General features: G+C 67.4%; 11 protein-coding genes. 8 read left to right on the top strand and 3 right to left on the bottom strand.

Features of this window, described 5'->3' with window-relative positions; translation table 11 throughout:
- The first annotated feature begins 134 nt into the window (after positions 1-134).
- Complete coding sequence (locus ACYAF3_RS03535) at positions 135-887, top strand: AraC family transcriptional regulator (RefSeq protein WP_003085585.1); 753 nt, start codon at positions 135-137, stop codon at positions 885-887.
- Between the two features lie 120 nt (positions 888-1,007).
- Here the strand turns inward: ACYAF3_RS03535 and ACYAF3_RS03530 are convergent, their stop codons facing one another.
- Entirely contained in the window at positions 1,008-3,071 is a 2,064-nt protein-coding gene (locus ACYAF3_RS03530) for a TonB-dependent receptor (RefSeq protein WP_105579222.1), read from the bottom strand.
- A 463-nt stretch (positions 3,072-3,534) separates the two neighbouring features.
- Here ACYAF3_RS03530 and putA point away from each other — a divergent pair, with 463 nt between their 5' ends.
- Both putA and putP read left to right on the top strand, forming a co-directional pair.
- Positions 3,535-6,717, top strand: coding sequence for a bifunctional proline dehydrogenase/L-glutamate gamma-semialdehyde dehydrogenase PutA (gene putA / locus ACYAF3_RS03525; RefSeq protein ID WP_003085590.1), 3,183 nt, complete (start codon positions 3,535-3,537; stop codon positions 6,715-6,717).
- A gap of 311 nt (positions 6,718-7,028) precedes the next feature.
- Complete coding sequence (gene putP / locus ACYAF3_RS03520; RefSeq protein ID WP_003103073.1) at positions 7,029-8,549, top strand: sodium/proline symporter PutP; 1,521 nt, start codon at positions 7,029-7,031, stop codon at positions 8,547-8,549.
- 144 nt (positions 8,550-8,693) lie between these two features.
- On the opposite strand, the gene ACYAF3_RS03515 is transcribed toward putP, so the two are convergent.
- Entirely contained in the window at positions 8,694-9,623 is a 930-nt protein-coding gene (locus ACYAF3_RS03515) for a LysR substrate-binding domain-containing protein (protein WP_003123025.1), read from the bottom strand.
- Positions 9,624-9,749: 126 nt separating this feature from the next.
- Here ACYAF3_RS03515 and azoR1 point away from each other — a divergent pair, with 126 nt between their 5' ends.
- The 3 genes from azoR1 to ACYAF3_RS03500 are packed head-to-tail and all read left to right on the top strand — an operon-like array spanning position 9,750 to position 11,922.
- Complete coding sequence (gene azoR1, locus ACYAF3_RS03510; protein WP_128669583.1) at positions 9,750-10,388, top strand: FMN-dependent NADH-azoreductase AzoR1; 639 nt, start codon at positions 9,750-9,752, stop codon at positions 10,386-10,388.
- A gap of 9 nt (positions 10,389-10,397) precedes the next feature.
- Entirely contained in the window at positions 10,398-10,703 is a 306-nt protein-coding gene (locus ACYAF3_RS03505; RefSeq protein WP_003103070.1) for a DMT family transporter, read from the top strand.
- Between the two features lie 55 nt (positions 10,704-10,758).
- Entirely contained in the window at positions 10,759-11,922 is a 1,164-nt protein-coding gene (locus ACYAF3_RS03500) for an AAA family ATPase (RefSeq protein WP_003109755.1), read from the top strand.
- Between the two features lie 4 nt (positions 11,923-11,926).
- Here ACYAF3_RS03500 and ACYAF3_RS03495 read toward each other — a convergent pair whose 3' ends face one another.
- A complete protein-coding gene (locus ACYAF3_RS03495) occupies positions 11,927-15,052 on the bottom strand; it encodes a transglycosylase domain-containing protein (RefSeq protein ID WP_128669585.1) in 3,126 nt (1,041 codons plus the stop codon).
- Between the two features lie 154 nt (positions 15,053-15,206).
- Here ACYAF3_RS03495 and ACYAF3_RS03490 point away from each other — a divergent pair, with 154 nt between their 5' ends.
- Complete coding sequence (locus ACYAF3_RS03490; protein WP_009875978.1) at positions 15,207-15,416, top strand: hypothetical protein; 210 nt, start codon at positions 15,207-15,209, stop codon at positions 15,414-15,416.
- 430 nt (positions 15,417-15,846) lie between these two features.
- Positions 15,847-17,262: an amino acid permease gene (locus ACYAF3_RS03485; RefSeq protein ID WP_003103066.1), complete on the top strand. Its 1,416-nt coding sequence runs from the start codon at positions 15,847-15,849 to the stop codon at positions 17,260-17,262.
- The last annotated feature ends 3 nt before the right edge of the window (positions 17,263-17,265 follow it).

Raw genomic sequence — 17,265 nt, 5'->3', positions numbered from 1 at the left:
CAATCCCTGTCCGTTCAAGGATGTTGCCGAAGGTTTCCACGCAGCACGCGGTACGCGGGTACCACTTGCGGCAAGGTGCTGGGCAGCGTCGGGCAAGTCGAGTAGAGTGCGCAAAAATTGAGCAGTTGCCGTTCATGTTCGACACCCGCCTCATCCGTCTGCCCGACCAGTCGCATACCCACGCCCACGAGCATCACCAACTGGTGATGTCGCTGGCCGGGCGCGCCGAATTCGAGGTCAACGGCTGTGGCGGGGAAGTCTGCCGGATGCGCGCCTGCCTGGTGCCGGGCGAGGCGGGCCACGTGTTCGCCGGGGTGGGCGACAACCGCATGCTGATCATCGACCTGGGCGAGGACAACCCGACCCCGGAAGACCCCGACCTGCTCGCGCGCCTGTTCGAGGCGCCGCGCTACCCGACCCTGGACGCCGACTTCCAGAACCTGCTCAGCTACGCCGGCGCCGAACTGGCCCGCTACGGCAGCGACCCGCTGCTGACCCGTGCCCTCGGCGGAGTGCTGATCCGCGCCCTGCACCTGCGCCTGTTCGGCGAGCAGCAGCCCCTGGCGGCCAGCGGGCCGCTCGACCTGGAGCGCCTGGACGCGCATATCGTGCGGAACCTGGCGCGGCGCATCACGGTCGCCGAACTGGCCCAGGTCGCCTGTCTCAGCCCGAGCCATTTCCACGCGCAGTTCAAGGACAGCGTCGGCCTGACCCCGCACCAGTACCTGCTCAAGGTCCGCCTCGACTGCGCCGCGCGGTTGCTGCGGGAAAGCCGCCTGCCTCTGGTGCGGATCGCCGAGGAATGCGGCTTCTCCAGCCAGAGCGCGCTGACCACGGCGATGCGCCGCTACCTGGGGCTGACGCCGAAGTCGCTGCGCAAGGGCTGAGCGCCATCCGCCACCTTCCGCGGATAACCGCAGGCGGTTATTCGCCCTACCGGGAGTGGTGTAGGACGGATAACGGCGCGGACGTCATCCGCCGAGCGAATTCGTCCCGCACGGCCTGTCTCAGAACGCCACCTTCACCCCCGCCTCGATGCCGCGTCCCGCCGCCGGCACCCGGTCGCGCAGGATCGAACTGGCGTAGCGCACGGTCTGGTTGGTCAGATTGGTGCCCTTGACGAAGGCCAGCCAGCGGCTCTCGCCGAGGTCGAAGTTGTAGCCGAGGCTGGCGCCGAGGGTGGTGTAGCCGTCGGTGGAGAGTTCTTCCTCCGGCACGCGGTGCTGCGAGGCGGCGTGTTCGACATCGACCCGCGCCTGCCACTGCTGCAACTCCCAGATCAGCGCGGTGTTCAGGCGCAGCGGGGCGATGCGTGGCAGCGGTTCGCCGGTGTCCTTGTTCTTGGCGCGGGTGTAGTCCCCGGAGAGTTCCAGGTCGAAGTTGCCGTACGGGCTTTCCAGCAGGTGGATGCGGTCCTGCGCCTCGACGCCGTAGAAGTCCGCGCGAACGCCGCTGTAGAGGTATTCCGGCAGCGCCTCGTCATCGCCGGCGGCGACCACTTCGCCTTCCTCGTTGCGATGGCGACCGCTGGCGAGCAGGCCGATGTAGTTGGAGAAGCGGCTGTAGAACACCCCGACGCTGCCCTTGTGCACGCCGTTGTCGAAGCGCAGGGCGAGGTCGGTGGAGACCGCCTTTTCCTTGTCCGCGTCGGCATCGCCTACCTCGTAGGTGCCGGTGGCGGCGTGCGGACCGTTGGCGTACAGCTCGTAGAAGGTTGGGGCGCGCTCGGTGTAGCTGAGGGTGGCGGCCAGCGACCAGATCGGCGTCAGCTTGTACACCGCGCCGGTGGACAGGCTGCCGGTGGTGAAGCTCTGTGAACCGTCGTTCTCGGCGAAGCGCTCGTTGCCCTTGGCGTCGGGGTCCACGCGGGTGTGCTCCAGGCGGGCGCCGAAGCTGAGGTCGAGGCGGTCGCTGAGCTTCCATTCCTCCAGGGCGAACAGCGCGGCGCTGTCGGTTTCCGTGTGCGGCACGAAGGCTTCCTCGCCGAGGGCGGAGAAGCGGCTGTTGGCGAACTGCGCGCCGACCACCCCGTTCAGCGGGCCGAGCGGGCGGTGGCGGGCCTCGATGCGGCCTTCGTAGCCTTCGTTCTTGAAGGTGGTGCCGGTCTCGCCGTCCTCGATTTCCTTGTGCTCGTACTCGGTATAGGCGGCGTCCAGCTTCAGCGAGGTGAACGGGCCTTCGAGGTCGCGGATCTCGGAGGCGAAGGCGTAGCGGTCCTGCTGCATCTTCAGGCGCACGTCGTCCTCGGCCGGCGAGCCATAGTTGCTGTCGTAGCCGCTGTAGGAGAGGCCGGCGTAACCGTGCTCCCAGTGATAGGAGCCACCGACGGCGCCGCCGTCCTGGCGGCCGTCGCTGTTCTGCACCCGATGCTTGCCGGTGTCGCCGTCGATCTGCCGCTGGCGGCTGGAATGGGCGTAGCCGGGAATCCTGACGTCGTTGAACTCGCGGCTGGCGGCGTCCACGTGCAGGGCGAAGTTGCCGTCGCCGGCCTCCAGTGCGCCGGAGCGGCTACGGGTGGTGTCGGCGCCGCCGTAGCGCAGTTCGCCGCTGCCGTGGATGCCGTCGACGGGTTCGCTGGGGATGCGGTTGTCGAAGCTGTTCACCACCCCGCCGATGGCATTGCCGCCGTAGAGCAGGGCGGCCGGGCCGCGTACCACTTCCAGGCGCTCGACGCTGTTGGGGTCTTCCGGCACCGCGTGGTCGTAGGACAGCGACGAGGCGTCGAGCGCACCGACGCCGTTGCGCAGCAGGCGGATGCGATCACCGTCCATGCCGCGGATCACCGGTCGGCTGGCGCCCGGTCCGAAGTAGGTGGAGGACACCCCGGGCAGGCCGTTGAGGGTTTCGCCGAGGCTGCCTTTCTGTCGCAGGGTCAGCTCGTCGCCTTCGAGCACGCTGCTGGGCGTGGCGGGAGATTCGTTGCCCAGCGGGTTGGCGGTGATCACCTGGGAGGGCAATTCGCTGGGGCGGCCGTCGGCGCCGAGCGTTTCCCCCGAAACAATCAGGCAGGCCAGCGCCAGTGGCGTGAGAGGCCAGAGCGGACGGGAAGGGAAAAGGCCGGAAGAGGACATTGCGGGCTCCATGGTCATGGGTCGGACTTTTTTCAGGCCAAAGCGAACCCAGGCCCTTCCCGGAGGAAGGGCGACGGGGTCGGATCGGCGTATTTATTGGGATGTTATATTATTTCTTTTTGTGTCGGTAGACCCGCGTAGCCACTCTGCATGGCGTCGTGCCGACGTGCAGCGGCAATGTCCGCATGCCTGCCGGCGAAGAGGAACGGGAAAGTTCCGCAGCCAGGAGTTTTCCGCAAAAACTCCAGAGTCTTTCGCAAGAATCGCCCCTCTCGCAGCCACTACATTCCGCTATCCGCTGGTGCCTCGCGCCGGCGGAATGGGCCTGACCCATACTGATCCGTATTCCCGCGCCACAGGACGTGCCGCGCCGCCGGCACAACCCGCCGGCGGCGGTGCCCCGGGCAATGGACGCCTGGCCGGACTTCTTTCAATAACAATGGCTCCACAAGAGGAGGGCGTGATGTTCAAAGCCAGTCACGTCTTGCAGGGCGAGGACCAGACCCGGTCCGCAGCCGAATTCTTCCCTGTCATCAGCGCCAACTACGCGGTCGACGAGGAAGCCTACCTGGGCGAACTGCTGCAGCTCGCCGACCCCGGTCCCGACGGCATCGAGGCTATCCGCCGCAACGCCCGCGCACTGATCGAAACCGTGCGCAGCCGGGACAACGCCGTCGATACCCTCGACGCACTCCTGCGCCAATACAGCCTGGACACCCAGGAAGGCCTGATGCTGATGTGTCTGGCCGAGGCGCTGTTGCGTGTGCCTGACGCGGCGACCGCCGACGCGCTGATCCGCGACAAGCTGTCCGCCGCCGACTGGCAGCGCCATCTCGGCCAGAGCGACAACGTTCTGGTCAATTTCGCCGCCTGGGGCCTGGTGATGACCGGCAAGGTGGTGAACATCGACGAACGCACCGACGGCCGCGCCCCGAGCGTCATCAGCCGGCTGGTGCAGCGCTCCGGCGAACCGGTGATCCGCGCCGCGATGAACCAGGCGATGAAGCTGATGGGCAAGCAGTTCGTGCTTGGCCGGACCATCTCCGAAGCGCTGAAGAACGGTCGTCCATGCCGCGAGCAGGGCTACACCTATTCCTTCGACATGCTCGGCGAGGCCGCGCTGACCGCCGCCGACGCCGAGAAATACATGGCCGACTACCGCCAGGCCATCGACACCGTCGGCGCCGAGCCGCAGGTCGGTCCGGGGCCGCGGCCGTCGATCTCGATCAAGCTCTCGGCGCTGCATCCGCGCTACGAAGTGGCGCAACGCGAGCGGGTGCTCAGCGAGCTGTTCGCCAATGTCCTGGAACTGGCGGTGCGCGCGCGCAAGCTGAACGTCGGCATCACCATCGACGCCGAGGAAGCCGATCGCCTGGAGCTGTCCCTCGAACTCTACGAGAAGCTGATGCGCGACCCGGCCATCGCCGGCTGGGGCGAGTTCGGCCTGGTCATCCAGGCCTACTCCAAGCGCTGCCTGCCGGTGCTGGTATGGCTGACCCTGCTCGGCCGCGAGCTTGGCGCACGCATCCCGCTGCGCCTGGTGAAGGGTGCCTACTGGGACAGCGAGATCAAGCAGTGCCAGGTGCAGGGCGCCGATGGCTACCCCGTCTACACCCGCAAGGAAGGCACCGACACTTCCTACCTGGCCTGCGCCCGCTACCTGCTCAGCGAGCACACCCGCGGGGTGATCTACCCGCAGTTCGCCAGCCACAACGCCCACACCGTGACCGCCATCCTCGCCCTGGCCGACGAAGCCAGGGCCGCCGGCGGCGAGGAGCGCGACTTCGAGTTCCAGCGCCTGCACGGCATGGGCGACGCGCTGTACGACACGGTGATCGAGAAGTACCGCCGCAACGTGCGCATCTACGCCCCGGTCGGCGCGCACAAGGACCTGCTGCCGTACCTGGTCCGGCGCCTGCTGGAGAACGGCGCCAACTCTTCCTTCGTGCACAAGCTGGTGGACCCGCGCGTGCCGGTGGAGACGCTGATCCAGCACCCGGTTACCCAACTGCGCCAGTTCAAGACGCTGGCCAACGACCGTATCCCTCTGCCCCAGGCGATCTTCGGCGCCGGGCGGAAAAACTCCCAGGGCATCAACATGAACATCCAGAACCAGTGGAACGAGCTGGAGCTCGCCTACAAGCCGCACCTGACCCGCCAGTGGCAAGCCGCGCCGATCGTCAACGGCGAGAAGCTCTCCGGCCCGGCCCACGAAGTGCGTTGCCCGTACGACCTGGAGAGGCTGGTCGGCAGCGTCCAGTACGCGTCCGCCGAGCAGGCCGGCAAGGCCCTCGACGTGTTGCAGGCGGCCTGGCCGCGCTGGAGCGCCACCCCGGTGGACGAGCGTGCCGGCATCCTCGAGCGTCTCGCCGACCTGCTGGAAGCCCAGCGCGGCGAGCTGATGGCGCTGTGCACCCTGGAAGCCGGCAAGTCGTTGCAGGACGGTATCGACGAGATCCGCGAGGCGGTCGACTTCTGCCGCTACTACGCCCAGCAGGCCCGCCAGCGCCTGGTCCGCGAGGAATTGCGCGGCCCGACCGGCGAGCGCAACGAGCTGTTCTACGAAGGCCGCGGCATCTTCGCCTGCGTCAGCCCGTGGAACTTCCCGCTGGCGATCTTCCTCGGCCAGATCAGCGCCGCGCTGGTGGCCGGCAACACTGTGCTGGCCAAGCCGGCCGAGCAGACCAGCCTGATCGCCGCGCGCACCGTCGAACTGATGTTCGAAGCCGGCCTGCCGAAGGACGTTATCGCCCTGCTGCCGGGCGACGGCGCCACCCTCGGCGGCGTGTTCTGCCGTGACGCGCGGGTCGCCGGGGTGGCCTTCACCGGCTCCACCGACACCGCCCGCATCATCAACCGCCAACTGGCCGAGAAGCCCGGCGCCATCGCCACCCTGATCGCCGAGACCGGCGGGCAGAACGCGATGATCGTCGATTCCACCGCTTTGCCGGAACAGGTGATCAAGGATGCGGTACAATCCGCGTTCACCAGCGCCGGCCAGCGCTGCTCCGCGCTGCGCGTGATGTACGTGCAGCAGGACATCGCCGAGCGGGTGATCGAGTTGCTCAAGGGCGCCATGGCCGAGCTGAAGGTCGGCCCGACCGACGTGCGCGTCAGCGACGTCGGCCCGGTGATCGACGCCGAGGCCAAGGCCGGCCTGGAGCAGCACATCGCCGCGCTGAAGGCCGCCGGCAAGCTGATCGCCGAGACCAAGGTGCCGGGCAACCTGAACGGTCACTTCGTCGCTCCCGTCGCGTTCGAGATCAGCGGCATCGACGAGCTGAAGAAAGAGAACTTCGGCCCGGTGCTGCACGTGGTGCGTTATGCCGCGCAGGACCTGGAAAAGGTCGTGCAGGCGATCAACGCCACCGGTTTCGGCCTGACCATGGGGGTCCATAGCCGCAACGAGGAAACCGCCCGTCGCATCGAAGAGCTGGCGCGGGTCGGCAACCTCTACATCAACCGCAACCAGATCGGCGCGGTGGTGGGCGTGCAACCGTTCGGCGGCCACGGGCTGTCCGGCACCGGTCCCAAGGCCGGCGGGCCGAACTACCTGCTGCGTTTCGTCAGTGAGCGCACCACGTCGGTGAACACCACCGCGGTGGGCGGCAACGCGTCGCTGCTGTCGCTGGCCGACGCCGAGTGATACTCCGTTCCCGGGCGCCTTGGCGCCCGGGTCGGTTTCCGGGGTTCGCCGCAGCGAACGCCAAGGGAAATGACCGCCGTTCCGGTGCGTGCCCGGAACGGACCATAAAGGACGATTTTCCCTGCCCGACAGGGGAGGGATCGTGAGGCGTGGGCCTGTTCGGACTCGTTTGAGGCCACCCACGTTTCCGGCTTGCTCCGGCAAGCGCTCACGGAGTGACGCCACAAGCGCCATTCTGCCAACCAAGGGCCCGCTACCCGTTGCTTGCACACGCAAGGGCCCGGATAAAAACAAGCAATAGGGGAGTCCCTATGAGTGTCAATACGCCCACGCTGATCACCTTCGTGATCTACATCGCGGCCATGGTCCTGATCGGCCTGGCGGCATATCGCTCCACCAACAACTTCTCCGACTACATCCTCGGTGGCCGCAGCCTCGGCAGCTTCGTCACGGCGCTGTCCGCCGGCGCCTCCGACATGAGCGGCTGGCTGCTGATGGGCCTGCCCGGCGCGGTGTACCTGTCCGGCCTGTCCGAAAGCTGGATCGCCATCGGCCTGATCGTCGGCGCCTACCTCAACTGGCTGTTCGTCGCCGGCCGCCTGCGGGTGCAGACCGAGCACAACGGCAACGCGCTGACCCTGCCCGACTACTTCACCAACCGCTTCGAGGACAACAGCCGCCTGCTGCGGATCTTCTCGGCCCTGGTGATCCTGGTGTTCTTCACCATCTACTGCGCTTCCGGCATCGTCGCCGGTGCGCGCCTGTTCGAGAGCACCTTCGGCCTCTCCTACGAGACCGCGCTGTGGGCCGGTGCCGCGGCGACCATCGCCTACACCTTCATCGGTGGCTTCCTCGCGGTGAGCTGGACCGACACCGTGCAGGCCTCGCTGATGATCTTCGCGCTGATCCTCACCCCGGTGATCGTGATGCTCGCCACCGGCGGCGTCGAGCCGACCTTCACCGCCATCGAGCTGAAGGACGCGACCAGCTTCGACATGCTCAAGGGCGCCTCCTTCATCGGCGTGATCTCGCTGATGGCCTGGGGCCTGGGCTACTTCGGCCAGCCGCACATCCTGGCGCGCTTCATGGCCGCCGACTCGGTGAAATCGATCCCGGCCGCGCGCCGCATCTCCATGACCTGGATGATCCTCTGCCTCGGTGGCGCCGTGGCCGTGGGCTTCTTCGGCATCGCCTACTTCCAGGCGCATCCGGAGCAGGCCGGCGCGGTCAGCGAGAACCCCGAGCGGGTATTCATCGAGCTGGCCAAGATCCTGTTCAACCCGTGGATCGCCGGCGTGTTGCTGTCCGCCATCCTCGCCGCGGTCATGAGCACCCTGAGCTGCCAGCTGCTGGTCTGCTCCTCGGCGCTCACCGAGGACTTCTACAAGGCCTTCCTGCGCAAGGGCGCCAGCCAGCTGGAACTGGTCTGGGTCGGTCGCGCCATGGTGCTGCTGGTGGCGGTGATCGCCATCTGGCTAGCCTCCAACCCGGAAAACCGCGTGCTCGGCCTGGTGTCCTATGCCTGGGCCGGCTTCGGCGCCGCCTTCGGCCCGCTGGTGCTGTTCTCCCTGCTGTGGAAGCGGATGACCCGCAACGGCGCGCTGGCCGGCATGATCGTCGGCGCGGCGACGGTGATCCTGTGGAAGAACCTGTTGGGTTGGACCGGCCTGTACGAGATCATCCCCGGCTTCCTCTTCGCCAGCGTCGCCATCGTCGTCTTCAGCCTGCTCGGCAAGGCGCCTTCGACGAGCATGCTCAAGCGCTTCGACGATGCGGAGCAGGAGTACCGCGAGGCGCACCAGGGCTCCGCCGCTCCGGTAACCCAGCGCTGATCGAGCCTGCGGGCGGGTAAAGCGCCCGCGCATGGAGACGGCCCGCCCCGCAAGGTGCGGGCCGTCGTTTTTTCCGGCGGCTGCTGCGCCTCTCCGCGCAGGACGGATAACGGCAGCCGCGTTGTCCCTGTCCCGCCGCGCCGCTCAGGCGTCCCGCTCCAGCCGGCAAGCGTGCCCCGACTGTCGTGCCTCCAGCCTCAGCCATTCGAAGAATGCCTTCACCGGCGGATGACGTTCCCGTCCGGGCACGCATAGCGCGCTGTAGCCGGCGCCGTCGACACTGATATCCGCTCTGTAGGGTTGCAGCAGGCCGCTGGCGACGCTTTCCGAAACCAGGATCGAACTGGCCAGCACCAGTCCCTGGCCGGCGATGGCCGCCTGCAGGGCATAGTGCTCCTCGTCGTACTGGCGGATCACCGGCTGGCCCTCCATCCAGTCTTCGCCGGCCTGCGCGCACCAGGCCTCCCAGCCGTGGGCGTAGAGCCTGGAGTTGTGCCAGCGCACGCTGATCAGGGTCGGCTGCCGTTCTGCGGCCAGGGCGACCTGGGCCGGCGAGCCGTAGACCGCGAAGCATTCGTCGAACAGGCAGAGACCGTAGAAGTTCGGATGGTCGTCGAGGCTGTAGCGGATCACCAGGTCGATGCTGGCGTCCTGGTGCAGGTCGAGGACTTCGCAGTTGGTGTCCAGGCGCAGGTTGATCTGCGGGTGCGCGGCGTAGAAGCGGCCGAGACGCGGCACCAGCCAGAGGGCGGCGAAGGCCGGGGTGGTGGAGACCGTCAGGTTGCCTACGCTGCGCTGCGGACGCAGCGTGTCGACGCTCTGCGAAATTTCCAGCAGGGCCCCGTGCAGGCTGCGGAACAGCCGTTCGCCGCAGTCGGTCAGGCGCACTTTCCGTGGCAGGCGCTGGAACAGCGGAACGCCGAGCCAGGCTTCCAGCGAACGGATCTGGTGGGAAACCGCGGTTGGCGTTACCGCAAGCTCCTCGGCGGCGGCCTTGAAGCTCGACTGGCGGGCCGCCGATTCGAAGGTGCGCAACGCGGTCAGCGGCAGGGAAGCGAACATTGGAATCTCCATGGGTGAACTGAATTCACCCTGAACAACTATTGCTCATTTGTCGGGAACCCCCGCTGCCAATAATTTCTGGCTCCAGGAGAAGGGCCTTGAGGCCATTCGAGTCTAGCCGAATCCACGGAGATACAGATGAGTAGAGTTCTTGCAGTGCATGCCAGTCCGCGAGGCGAGCGCTCGCAGTCCCGGCGTCTCGCCGAGGTTTTCCTGGCGGCCTATCGCGAAGCCCATCCGCAGGCCCGCGTGGCGCGCCGCGAAGTCGGCCGGGTACCGCTTCCGGCGGTCACCGAGGCCTTCGTCGCCGCCGCCTTCCATCCCCAGCCGGAACAGCGTTCGCTGGCGATGCAGGCCGACCTGGCGCTGAGCGACCAACTGGTCGGCGAACTGTTCGACAGCGACCTGCTGGTGATCTCCACGCCGATGTACAACTTCAGCGTGCCCAGCGGCCTGAAGGCCTGGATCGACCAGATCGTGCGCCTCGGGGTGACCTTCGATTTCGTCCTCGACAATGGCGTCGCCCAGTACCGGCCGCTGCTGCGTGGCAAGCGTGCGCTGATCGTCACCAGTCGCGGTGGCCATGGCTTCGGCCCGGGCGGCGAGAACCAGGCGATGAACCACGCCGATCCCTGGTTGCGCACCGCGCTGGGTTTCATCGGCATCGACGAGGTCACGGTGGTCGCGGCGGAAGGCGAGGAATCCGGCGGCAGGTCCTTCGAGGACTCCTGCGACGAGGCGGAACAGCGCCTGCTGGCGCTGGCGCGGTCGGCCTGAGGAGCCGCCATGGCCTGGTTCCATCTGCTGGTGGCGGCGGCCTTCGAGGTCGCCTTCGCCATGGGCATGAAGTTCTCCAACGGCTTCGGCAGACTCTGGCCGTCGTTGCTGACGGTGGTCGCGGCGATCGGCGGGATCTATTTCCTGACCCTGGCGCTGCGCGAGTTGCCGGTCAGCGTCGCCTATCCGATCTGGACCGCGATCGGCTCGCTGGGCACGGTGTTCCTCGGCGTCCTGCTGCTTGGCGAGAGCCTGACGGCGGTGAAGCTGGTTTCTGTCGGGTTGATCGTCGCCGGGGTGGCCGGGCTCAAGTAAGCGATGCGGCATTTGGCCTACAATCGGCCGCGTTTCCGTTCCTTCGAGAGCAGCCATGCTGACCACCCTGGCGGTGTCCAACTACCGCACCCTGCGCGACCTGGTGATGCCGCTGCGGCGCCTGAACCTGATCACCGGCGCCAACGGCGCCGGCAAGTCCAACGTCTACCGGGCCTTGCGCCTGCTGGCGGACAGCGCGCGCGGCGAAGTGATCCCGTCGCTGGCGCGCGAGGGCGGCCTGCCATCGACCCTGTGGGCGGGACCGGAGGACATCAGCCGGGCCATGCGCAGTGGCGCCCAGCCGATCGAAGGCAGCGTGCGCCGGCAGTCGGTGAACCTGCGCCTGGGCTTCGCCGGGGAGGATTTCGGTTATTGCATCGACCTCGGCCTGCCGGAGCCAAGCCAGAGCAAGTTCGGTCTCGACCCGGTGATCAAGCGCGAATGCATCTGGGCCGGCCCGTTCCTGCGCCCGGCCAATGTCCTCGTCGACCGTCGCGGGCCGTTGTTGCGCGCACGCGGCGGCGGCGGTCGCTGGGAAGTGGCGGCGCAGCACCTCGCCACCTTCGACAGCATGCTGGGCGCGGCGGTGGACCCGCGACAGGTGCCGGAACTGCTCGGCCTGCGCGAGCGGATCCGCTCCTGGCGCTTCTACGACCATTTCCGCAGCGACGCCGAGGCACCGGCGCGGCGGCCGCAGATCGGCACCCATACGCCGGTGCTGGGCGCCGACGGCGCCGACCTGGCCGCGGCCCTGCAGACCATCCGCGAGATCGGTGATGCGGCGGCGCTGGACGAGGCGGTGGACGATGCCTTTCCCGGCAGCCGCCTGCACATCGACAACCCGGGAGGGCGCTTCGAAGTGCTGATCGAGCAGCCCGGCCTGCTGCGGCCGCTGCGCACCGCGGAGCTGTCGGACGGCACCCTGCGCTACCTGCTGTGGATCGCCGCCCTGTTGTCGCCGCGGCCGCCGGCGCTGCTGGTGCTCAACGAACCGGAAACCAGCCTGCATCCCGACCTGCTGCCGGCCCTCGGGCGCCTGGTCGGCCAGGCCGCGCAGCACTCCCAGGTGCTGGTGGTGTCGCACGCCGCGCGGCTTGTCGCGACGCTCGAAGAGCACCCGGAATGCCATTCGCTGGGGCTGGAGAAGGACTTCGGCGAGACCCGCATCCAGGGGCTGCGCGAGCTGGACCGGCCGGCCTGGTACTGGCCGGTGCGCTGAACCGCTACAGGCGGCCGATCTGTTGCGGCGACAACGGTACCTGGCAGCGGGTGGCGGTGCGTGGGTCGAGGTAGTCCCTGAGGAGCGGTGCCATGCCCTTGAGTACCTGCACTGGCAGGGCCGAGGTGAACTTGAACTGGCTCGACTCGCTGCCGTCGACGTAGGCGGTGAGGGTACCGAAGTGCCGCGGGCCGATGTAGAAGACGAAAGTGGCGGTGCGGTTCAGTGCCTTCGAACTGCGCACGTGGCCGCCGGCGCTGAAGGTCTGCAGGCGGTTGTCGCCGGTGCCGGTCTTGCCGCCCATCACCAGTGGCGCGCCGTCCGGACGGCTGAAGGTGCCTTGCAGGCGCCGCGCGGTGCCGGCGTCGACCACCTGGGACAGCGCGTTGCGCAGGGTCGTGGAGACCTCCGAGGTCATCACCCGCTGGCCGAGGGTGGCTTCCGGGGCGAAGCGCGTCTCGTAGGGCGTACCCAGGGCGAAGTCGAGGTGCTCCAGGCGCAGGGTCGGCATGCGCACGCCATCGTTGACGATGATCCCCATCAGTTCGGCCAGCGCCGCCGGGCGGTCGCCGGAGCTGCCCAGGGCGGTGGCGTAGGAGGGCACCAGGTGACCGAAGGGATAGCCGAGTTTCTTCCATTGCTGGTGCAGGTCGAGGAAGGCCTCCACCTCCAGCAGGATGCGGATGCGCTTGTCGCGGGCGTTCTTGTGCCGCGACTTGAACAGCCAGCCGTAGACCTCCTTGCGCTCGGCGCCGCTGGCCGCCACCGCCTCGCCGAAGGTCGCCTGCGGCTGCTTCTGCAGATAGCCGAGCAGCCATAGCTCCAGCGGGTGCACGCGGGCGACGTAGCCCTGGTCGTTGAGGTTGAACTTGCCCGGGCCGTAGCGCTCGTACAGCTCGGCGGCGCGCTTGTCGGTCAGGCTGCCGCGGGGCAGGCGTTCGCGGAGGAAGGCGCTGAAGCTCGCCAGGTCGGCCTGTGGCTGCAGGTAGCGGTGGATCGCGGCCAGCCGCACCGGCCAGGGACGCAGGCCGTCGAGGAAGGTCTCCAGGCGCTGGTTGGCGTCCTTGTCGCGGTACTTGACCCAGAAGCGGCGCAGGTAGACCTGGCTTTCCTTGTCGACGAAACGGTCGAGGTAGTCGGCGCGGCGCGGGTCCTTGTCGTCGGCCAGCAACTGCACCTTGCTCCCGGCGTTCTGGTAGATATCGTGGCGGATCAGGTCGCGCAGCAGGCGCACGAAGGGCAGGTTGATCGATTCGCGCAGGGCTTCCAGCAGCATCGGCCGGCGGCCGTTGTCTTCCTTGCGGAAGTTGTTGAAGGTGTGCAGCCCGCCGCCGGTGAAGAAGCTCTCGTAGGGGCTGGCCGAATAGCGCCGTTCCATGGCCGCCTGGAGCATCGCGGAAAGATCGCGGTCGCGGCTGGCGACCAGGTAGTCGATGCCCCAGCGGAGGATGAAATCGAGCGGCTCCACTTCCACCTTGCGCAGCTCGGCGACGCTCATGCCGCCATAGTCGCGGTGGATCTGCGCGACGGTCTCCAGGTAGCTGGCCAGCACCCGTAGCTTGGCGGTGGAGCCCAACTCCAGCTTGCTGCCTTCGTTGATGTCGAAGGGCTGGTCGGTGTTGTCGGTCTGCACCCGCACCTGGTTGCCGCTCGGCGTACGTTCGAACAGGGTGAAGCTGTAGCGTACCGAGCGGGTCGAGGTCGGGGTCAGCAGGCGTTCGCCGATCAGCCCGAGCTGGGCGGCGTAGTCCGGGTCGGCGAGTTTCTGCAAGTAGGCGGTGACGCTTTCCTGCAACTCGTGCTGGAGGGTGGTATTGGCCCGCAGGTCGAGACGGTCGAGGTCGTACAGTGGCACGCCGAGCATCCCGGCCAGGCGGGTGCGAGCCAGGGTCACGCCCTTGTTGGTCGGCAGCGGTTGCACCGTCGGCTGGCTGCGTGGGTCGCGGAACGCCAGCTTCTGCGCCAGCGCCGCATCGCGTAACGGCGCCTCGATGACGCCGGCCTGGGTCAGGACCCGCAGGTGGCTATCGGTCATCCGGTCCAGCTCGTCGCGGCCGCGCGGCGCCAGATAGAAGGAAGGCCGGCGGTGGGCGATCATCAGCGCCAGCACCTGGCGCAGGGCCAGGCCCTGGGCGGCGAGTCCGGCCTTGCCGTCGAGTGCCTCGCCGACCTGCCGGTAGTCGGCGCCGTACCAGACCCACAGGCCATCGGCCAGGCCGGTGACCTCGCCGTAGCCCGGCGCCGCCGACAGCGGCACCGAGTTGAGGTAGGTGAGCACGATGTCCTGGCGCGCGGCGAAGTTGGCCGGGCCTTCGCGATAGCTGCGTACGCTGGCCGAGAGCATCTGCCGCAGCTTGTCGCCGATGCTGCCGGTGCGCCCTTCGGCAGAGTGGCGGTATTTCTCGATCTGGGTCGCCAGGGTGCTGCCGCCGGAGGAGTGCGCGCTGAAGCCGAGCATCTTGCCGACCTGCGACAGCGCCGCCTGGGTGAAGCGACCCCAGTCCACCGCCGGGTTGAGGTAAGGGCGTTCGTGATCGAGCAGGTCGCGGTTCTCGATGAACAGCAGGCTCTGCACCACCAGCGGCGGCAGGCTGGCGAAGTTCGCGTAGCGCCGTTGCGGATAGCGGAAGTCGTAGATCGGCACGCCGCGGCAATCGGCGATGTCCAGCCCGGCCTGGGCCTTTTCCGCGTAGGGCGGGAACAGCCGGTGTTCGGCGTAGCGCATCAGTGCCGGGGAGAAGTGCGCCTGGCGGGTGATGGCGTAGTCGCGGTCGTACAGGCGCTGCATGAACGAAGGCAGCAACTGGTAGCCGAGGCGGCGGTCGAAGGGGCCGTCCGCCGGGAACAGGATGGCCTCGCTGGGACCCTGGCGCACCTCGTAGTCCAGGGTCGCGGCATAGCGTGCCAGCTCGCGTGCCTGCAGCCGCGAGGTGTGCGCTTCGTGAAGTACCACGATGCCCACCGCGGCGAGGATCGGCAAGGCGAAGCCGATCAGCATCAGGCGTTGGCGGAGACGGCTTTTTCGAGGAGAAGCGGAGGCAGGGAGACTGCAGGGTTGCAGCTCGGAAGGGTCGTTCGTGGATCGTTCTGATGCACCCATGCTCGCACCGCCTGTAGCTGCGCAATTCATCCGCACCTGGGGGGAAGTCTAGTTGTCCCGCTGCAACCCTGCTGTCATTCGTGCAAGGAAAATCTCCCCGGTGGCAATCGGACGACCGAGGATTGGAGCGGCGTGGCGCAGGGGTTAGAGTGTCTGTCTGAGTTCCTTGTGTTTCGGGTCCGGAATGTCGATGCGCACACTTTTTCCCCTTCTCGTCGGTGTCGTCCTGGCGGGTTTCTCCGGCCTCGCGGCGCAGGCCGCGCCGGCGCCCTTCTACAAATGGCAGAGCAAGCTCGACGGCCAGGTCGCCTGCATGCAGACCTCGCCGGGAGACGGCTGGGTCAGGCTCGACGGCCCCTACCGCGATCTCCGCTGCCGCGAACCCCTGCGCTGACCCCATGCAGCGCAGCCGGCTGCTCGAGCGCAGCTGGCGCCTGCAAGGCCAGCGCGAAACCGTCCACTCCCGGCTCGGCCGGCCGCTGTCCCTGCTGCTGCGCGCGCGGCCCAGGGAGTGAATCCATTCAGCGTTGGCGGTCCTTACGCCTTTGGTCCAGTTGCCCCATCGCGGGGCATGACGGCCTTGAAATCTTGTGTAAAACTCCGGCCCGACCTCAGTTGTAGTCGACTCCCGCAATGCCCACGTTCGCTCCACGAGAGCGGACAGCCTCTTCCGGTGTGCAGTCTTGGAACCTATGACGCCCCGTCGTCGCCCGCTGTGCGGTATCGCGCAGGGGCCGCGCCGTTGGCGAAATCCGCTTCCCTACCCCGACCGCACGAGCGAGTCCGCAACTGATCTATCTCAATAACAAAATGAGGTTGTTCCCATGTCGTCTGTCGGCGAACAGAAGGTTCAAGACGGCTCCCTGAAGCGCGAGCTCGGTGAGCGACACATCCGCCTGATGGCGCTCGGCGCCTGTATCGGCGTCGGCCTGTTCCTGGGCTCGGCGAAGGCCATCCAGATGGCCGGCCCGGCCATCATGATCTCCTACATCCTCGGCGGCCTGGCGATCCTGGTGATCATGCGCGCCCTCGGCGAGATGGCGGTACACAATCCGGTGGCCGGTTCCTTCAGCCAGTACGCCAAGGACTACCTGGGCCCGCTGGCGGGCTTCATCACCGGCTGGAACTACTGGTTCCTCTGGCTGGTGACCTGTGTCGCCGAAATCACCGCCGTCGCCGTCTACATGGGTATCTGGTTCCCCGACGTGCCGCGCTGGATCTGGGCCCTGGCGGCCCTGGCGAGCATGGGCACGATCAACCTCATCGCGGTGCGCGCCTTCGGCGAGTTCGAGTTCTGGTTCGCCCTGATCAAGATCGTCACCATCCTGGCGATGGTGGTGGTCGGCATCGGCATGATCGCCTTCGGCTTCGGCAACGACGGCATCGCCACCGGCATCTCCAACCTCTGGGCCCACGGCGGCTTCATGCCCAATGGCATCCAGGGCGTGCTGATGTCGCTGCAGATGGTGATGTTCGCCTACCTCGGGGTGGAAATGATCGGCCTCACCGCCGGCGAAGCGCGTAACCCGACCAAGACCATTCCCAGCGCGATCAACTCGGTGTTCTGGCGCATCCTGCTGTTCTATGTCGGCTCGCTGTTCGTGATCATGTCGCTCTATCCGTGGAACGAGATCGGCACCCAGGGCAGCCCCTTCGTGATGACCTTCGAGCGCATGGGCATCAAGACCGCCGCCGGGATCATCAACTTCGTGGTGATCACCGCCGCACTGTCGTCCTGCAATGGCGGCATCTTCAGTACCGGGCGCATGCTCTACAGCCTGGCCCAGCATCGCCAGGCCCCGGCCTTCTTCGGCAAGGCCTCGCGCAGCGGCGTACCGCGCCGGGCGCTGATCCTGTCGATCCTGGCGCTGCTGCTGGGCGTGTTGCTGAACTACCTGGTGCCGGAGAAGGTATTCGTCTGGGTGACTTCCATCGCCACCTTCGGCGCGATCTGGACCTGGGCGATGATCCTGCTGGCCCAGTTGCGCTTCCGCAAGACGCTCAGCCCGGCCGAGTGCGACAAGCTGCAATACCGCATGTGGCTGTACCCGGTCAGTTCCTACCTGGCGCTGGCGTTCCTGGTGATGGTGGTGGTGCTGATGGCCTTCTTCGAGGACACCCGCATCGCCCTCTACATCGGCCCGCCGTTCATCCTGCTGCTGACCGTCCTGTACTACGCCTTCAACCTGGCGCCGAAGGAGCCTGCCGGCACCGGCTCGGTAAGCCGCGCGGCGTCCTGAGCG

The sequence above is a fragment of the Pseudomonas sp. TZ252 genome (assembly GCF_056110345.1).
The sequence above is the reverse complement of the archived record's forward strand: the minus strand, read 5'-3'. Positions and strand labels throughout refer to the sequence as shown.

Excerpts from the sequence above, each read along its gene's own strand:
- ACYAF3_RS03515 (WP_003123025.1), bottom strand. The coding sequence starts at position 9,623 with ATGGAGATTCCAATGTTCGCTTCCCTGCCGCTGACCGCGTTGCGCACC.
- ACYAF3_RS03485 (WP_003103066.1), top strand. The coding sequence starts at position 15,847 with ATGTCGTCTGTCGGCGAACAGAAGGTTCAAGACGGCTCCCTGAAGCGC.
- ACYAF3_RS03495 (WP_128669585.1), bottom strand. The coding sequence starts at position 15,052 with ATGAATTGCGCAGCTACAGGCGGTGCGAGCATGGGTGCATCAGAACGA.
- ACYAF3_RS03500 (WP_003109755.1), top strand. The coding sequence starts at position 10,759 with ATGCTGACCACCCTGGCGGTGTCCAACTACCGCACCCTGCGCGACCTG.
- ACYAF3_RS03505 (WP_003103070.1), top strand. The coding sequence starts at position 10,398 with ATGGCCTGGTTCCATCTGCTGGTGGCGGCGGCCTTCGAGGTCGCCTTC.
- ACYAF3_RS03530 (WP_105579222.1), bottom strand. The coding sequence starts at position 3,071 with ATGTCCTCTTCCGGCCTTTTCCCTTCCCGTCCGCTCTGGCCTCTCACG.
- ACYAF3_RS03535 (WP_003085585.1), top strand. The coding sequence starts at position 135 with ATGTTCGACACCCGCCTCATCCGTCTGCCCGACCAGTCGCATACCCAC.
- ACYAF3_RS03490 (WP_009875978.1), top strand. The coding sequence starts at position 15,207 with ATGTCGATGCGCACACTTTTTCCCCTTCTCGTCGGTGTCGTCCTGGCG.
- putA (WP_003085590.1), top strand. The coding sequence starts at position 3,535 with ATGTTCAAAGCCAGTCACGTCTTGCAGGGCGAGGACCAGACCCGGTCC.
- azoR1 (WP_128669583.1), top strand. The coding sequence starts at position 9,750 with ATGAGTAGAGTTCTTGCAGTGCATGCCAGTCCGCGAGGCGAGCGCTCG.
- putP (WP_003103073.1), top strand. The coding sequence starts at position 7,029 with ATGAGTGTCAATACGCCCACGCTGATCACCTTCGTGATCTACATCGCG.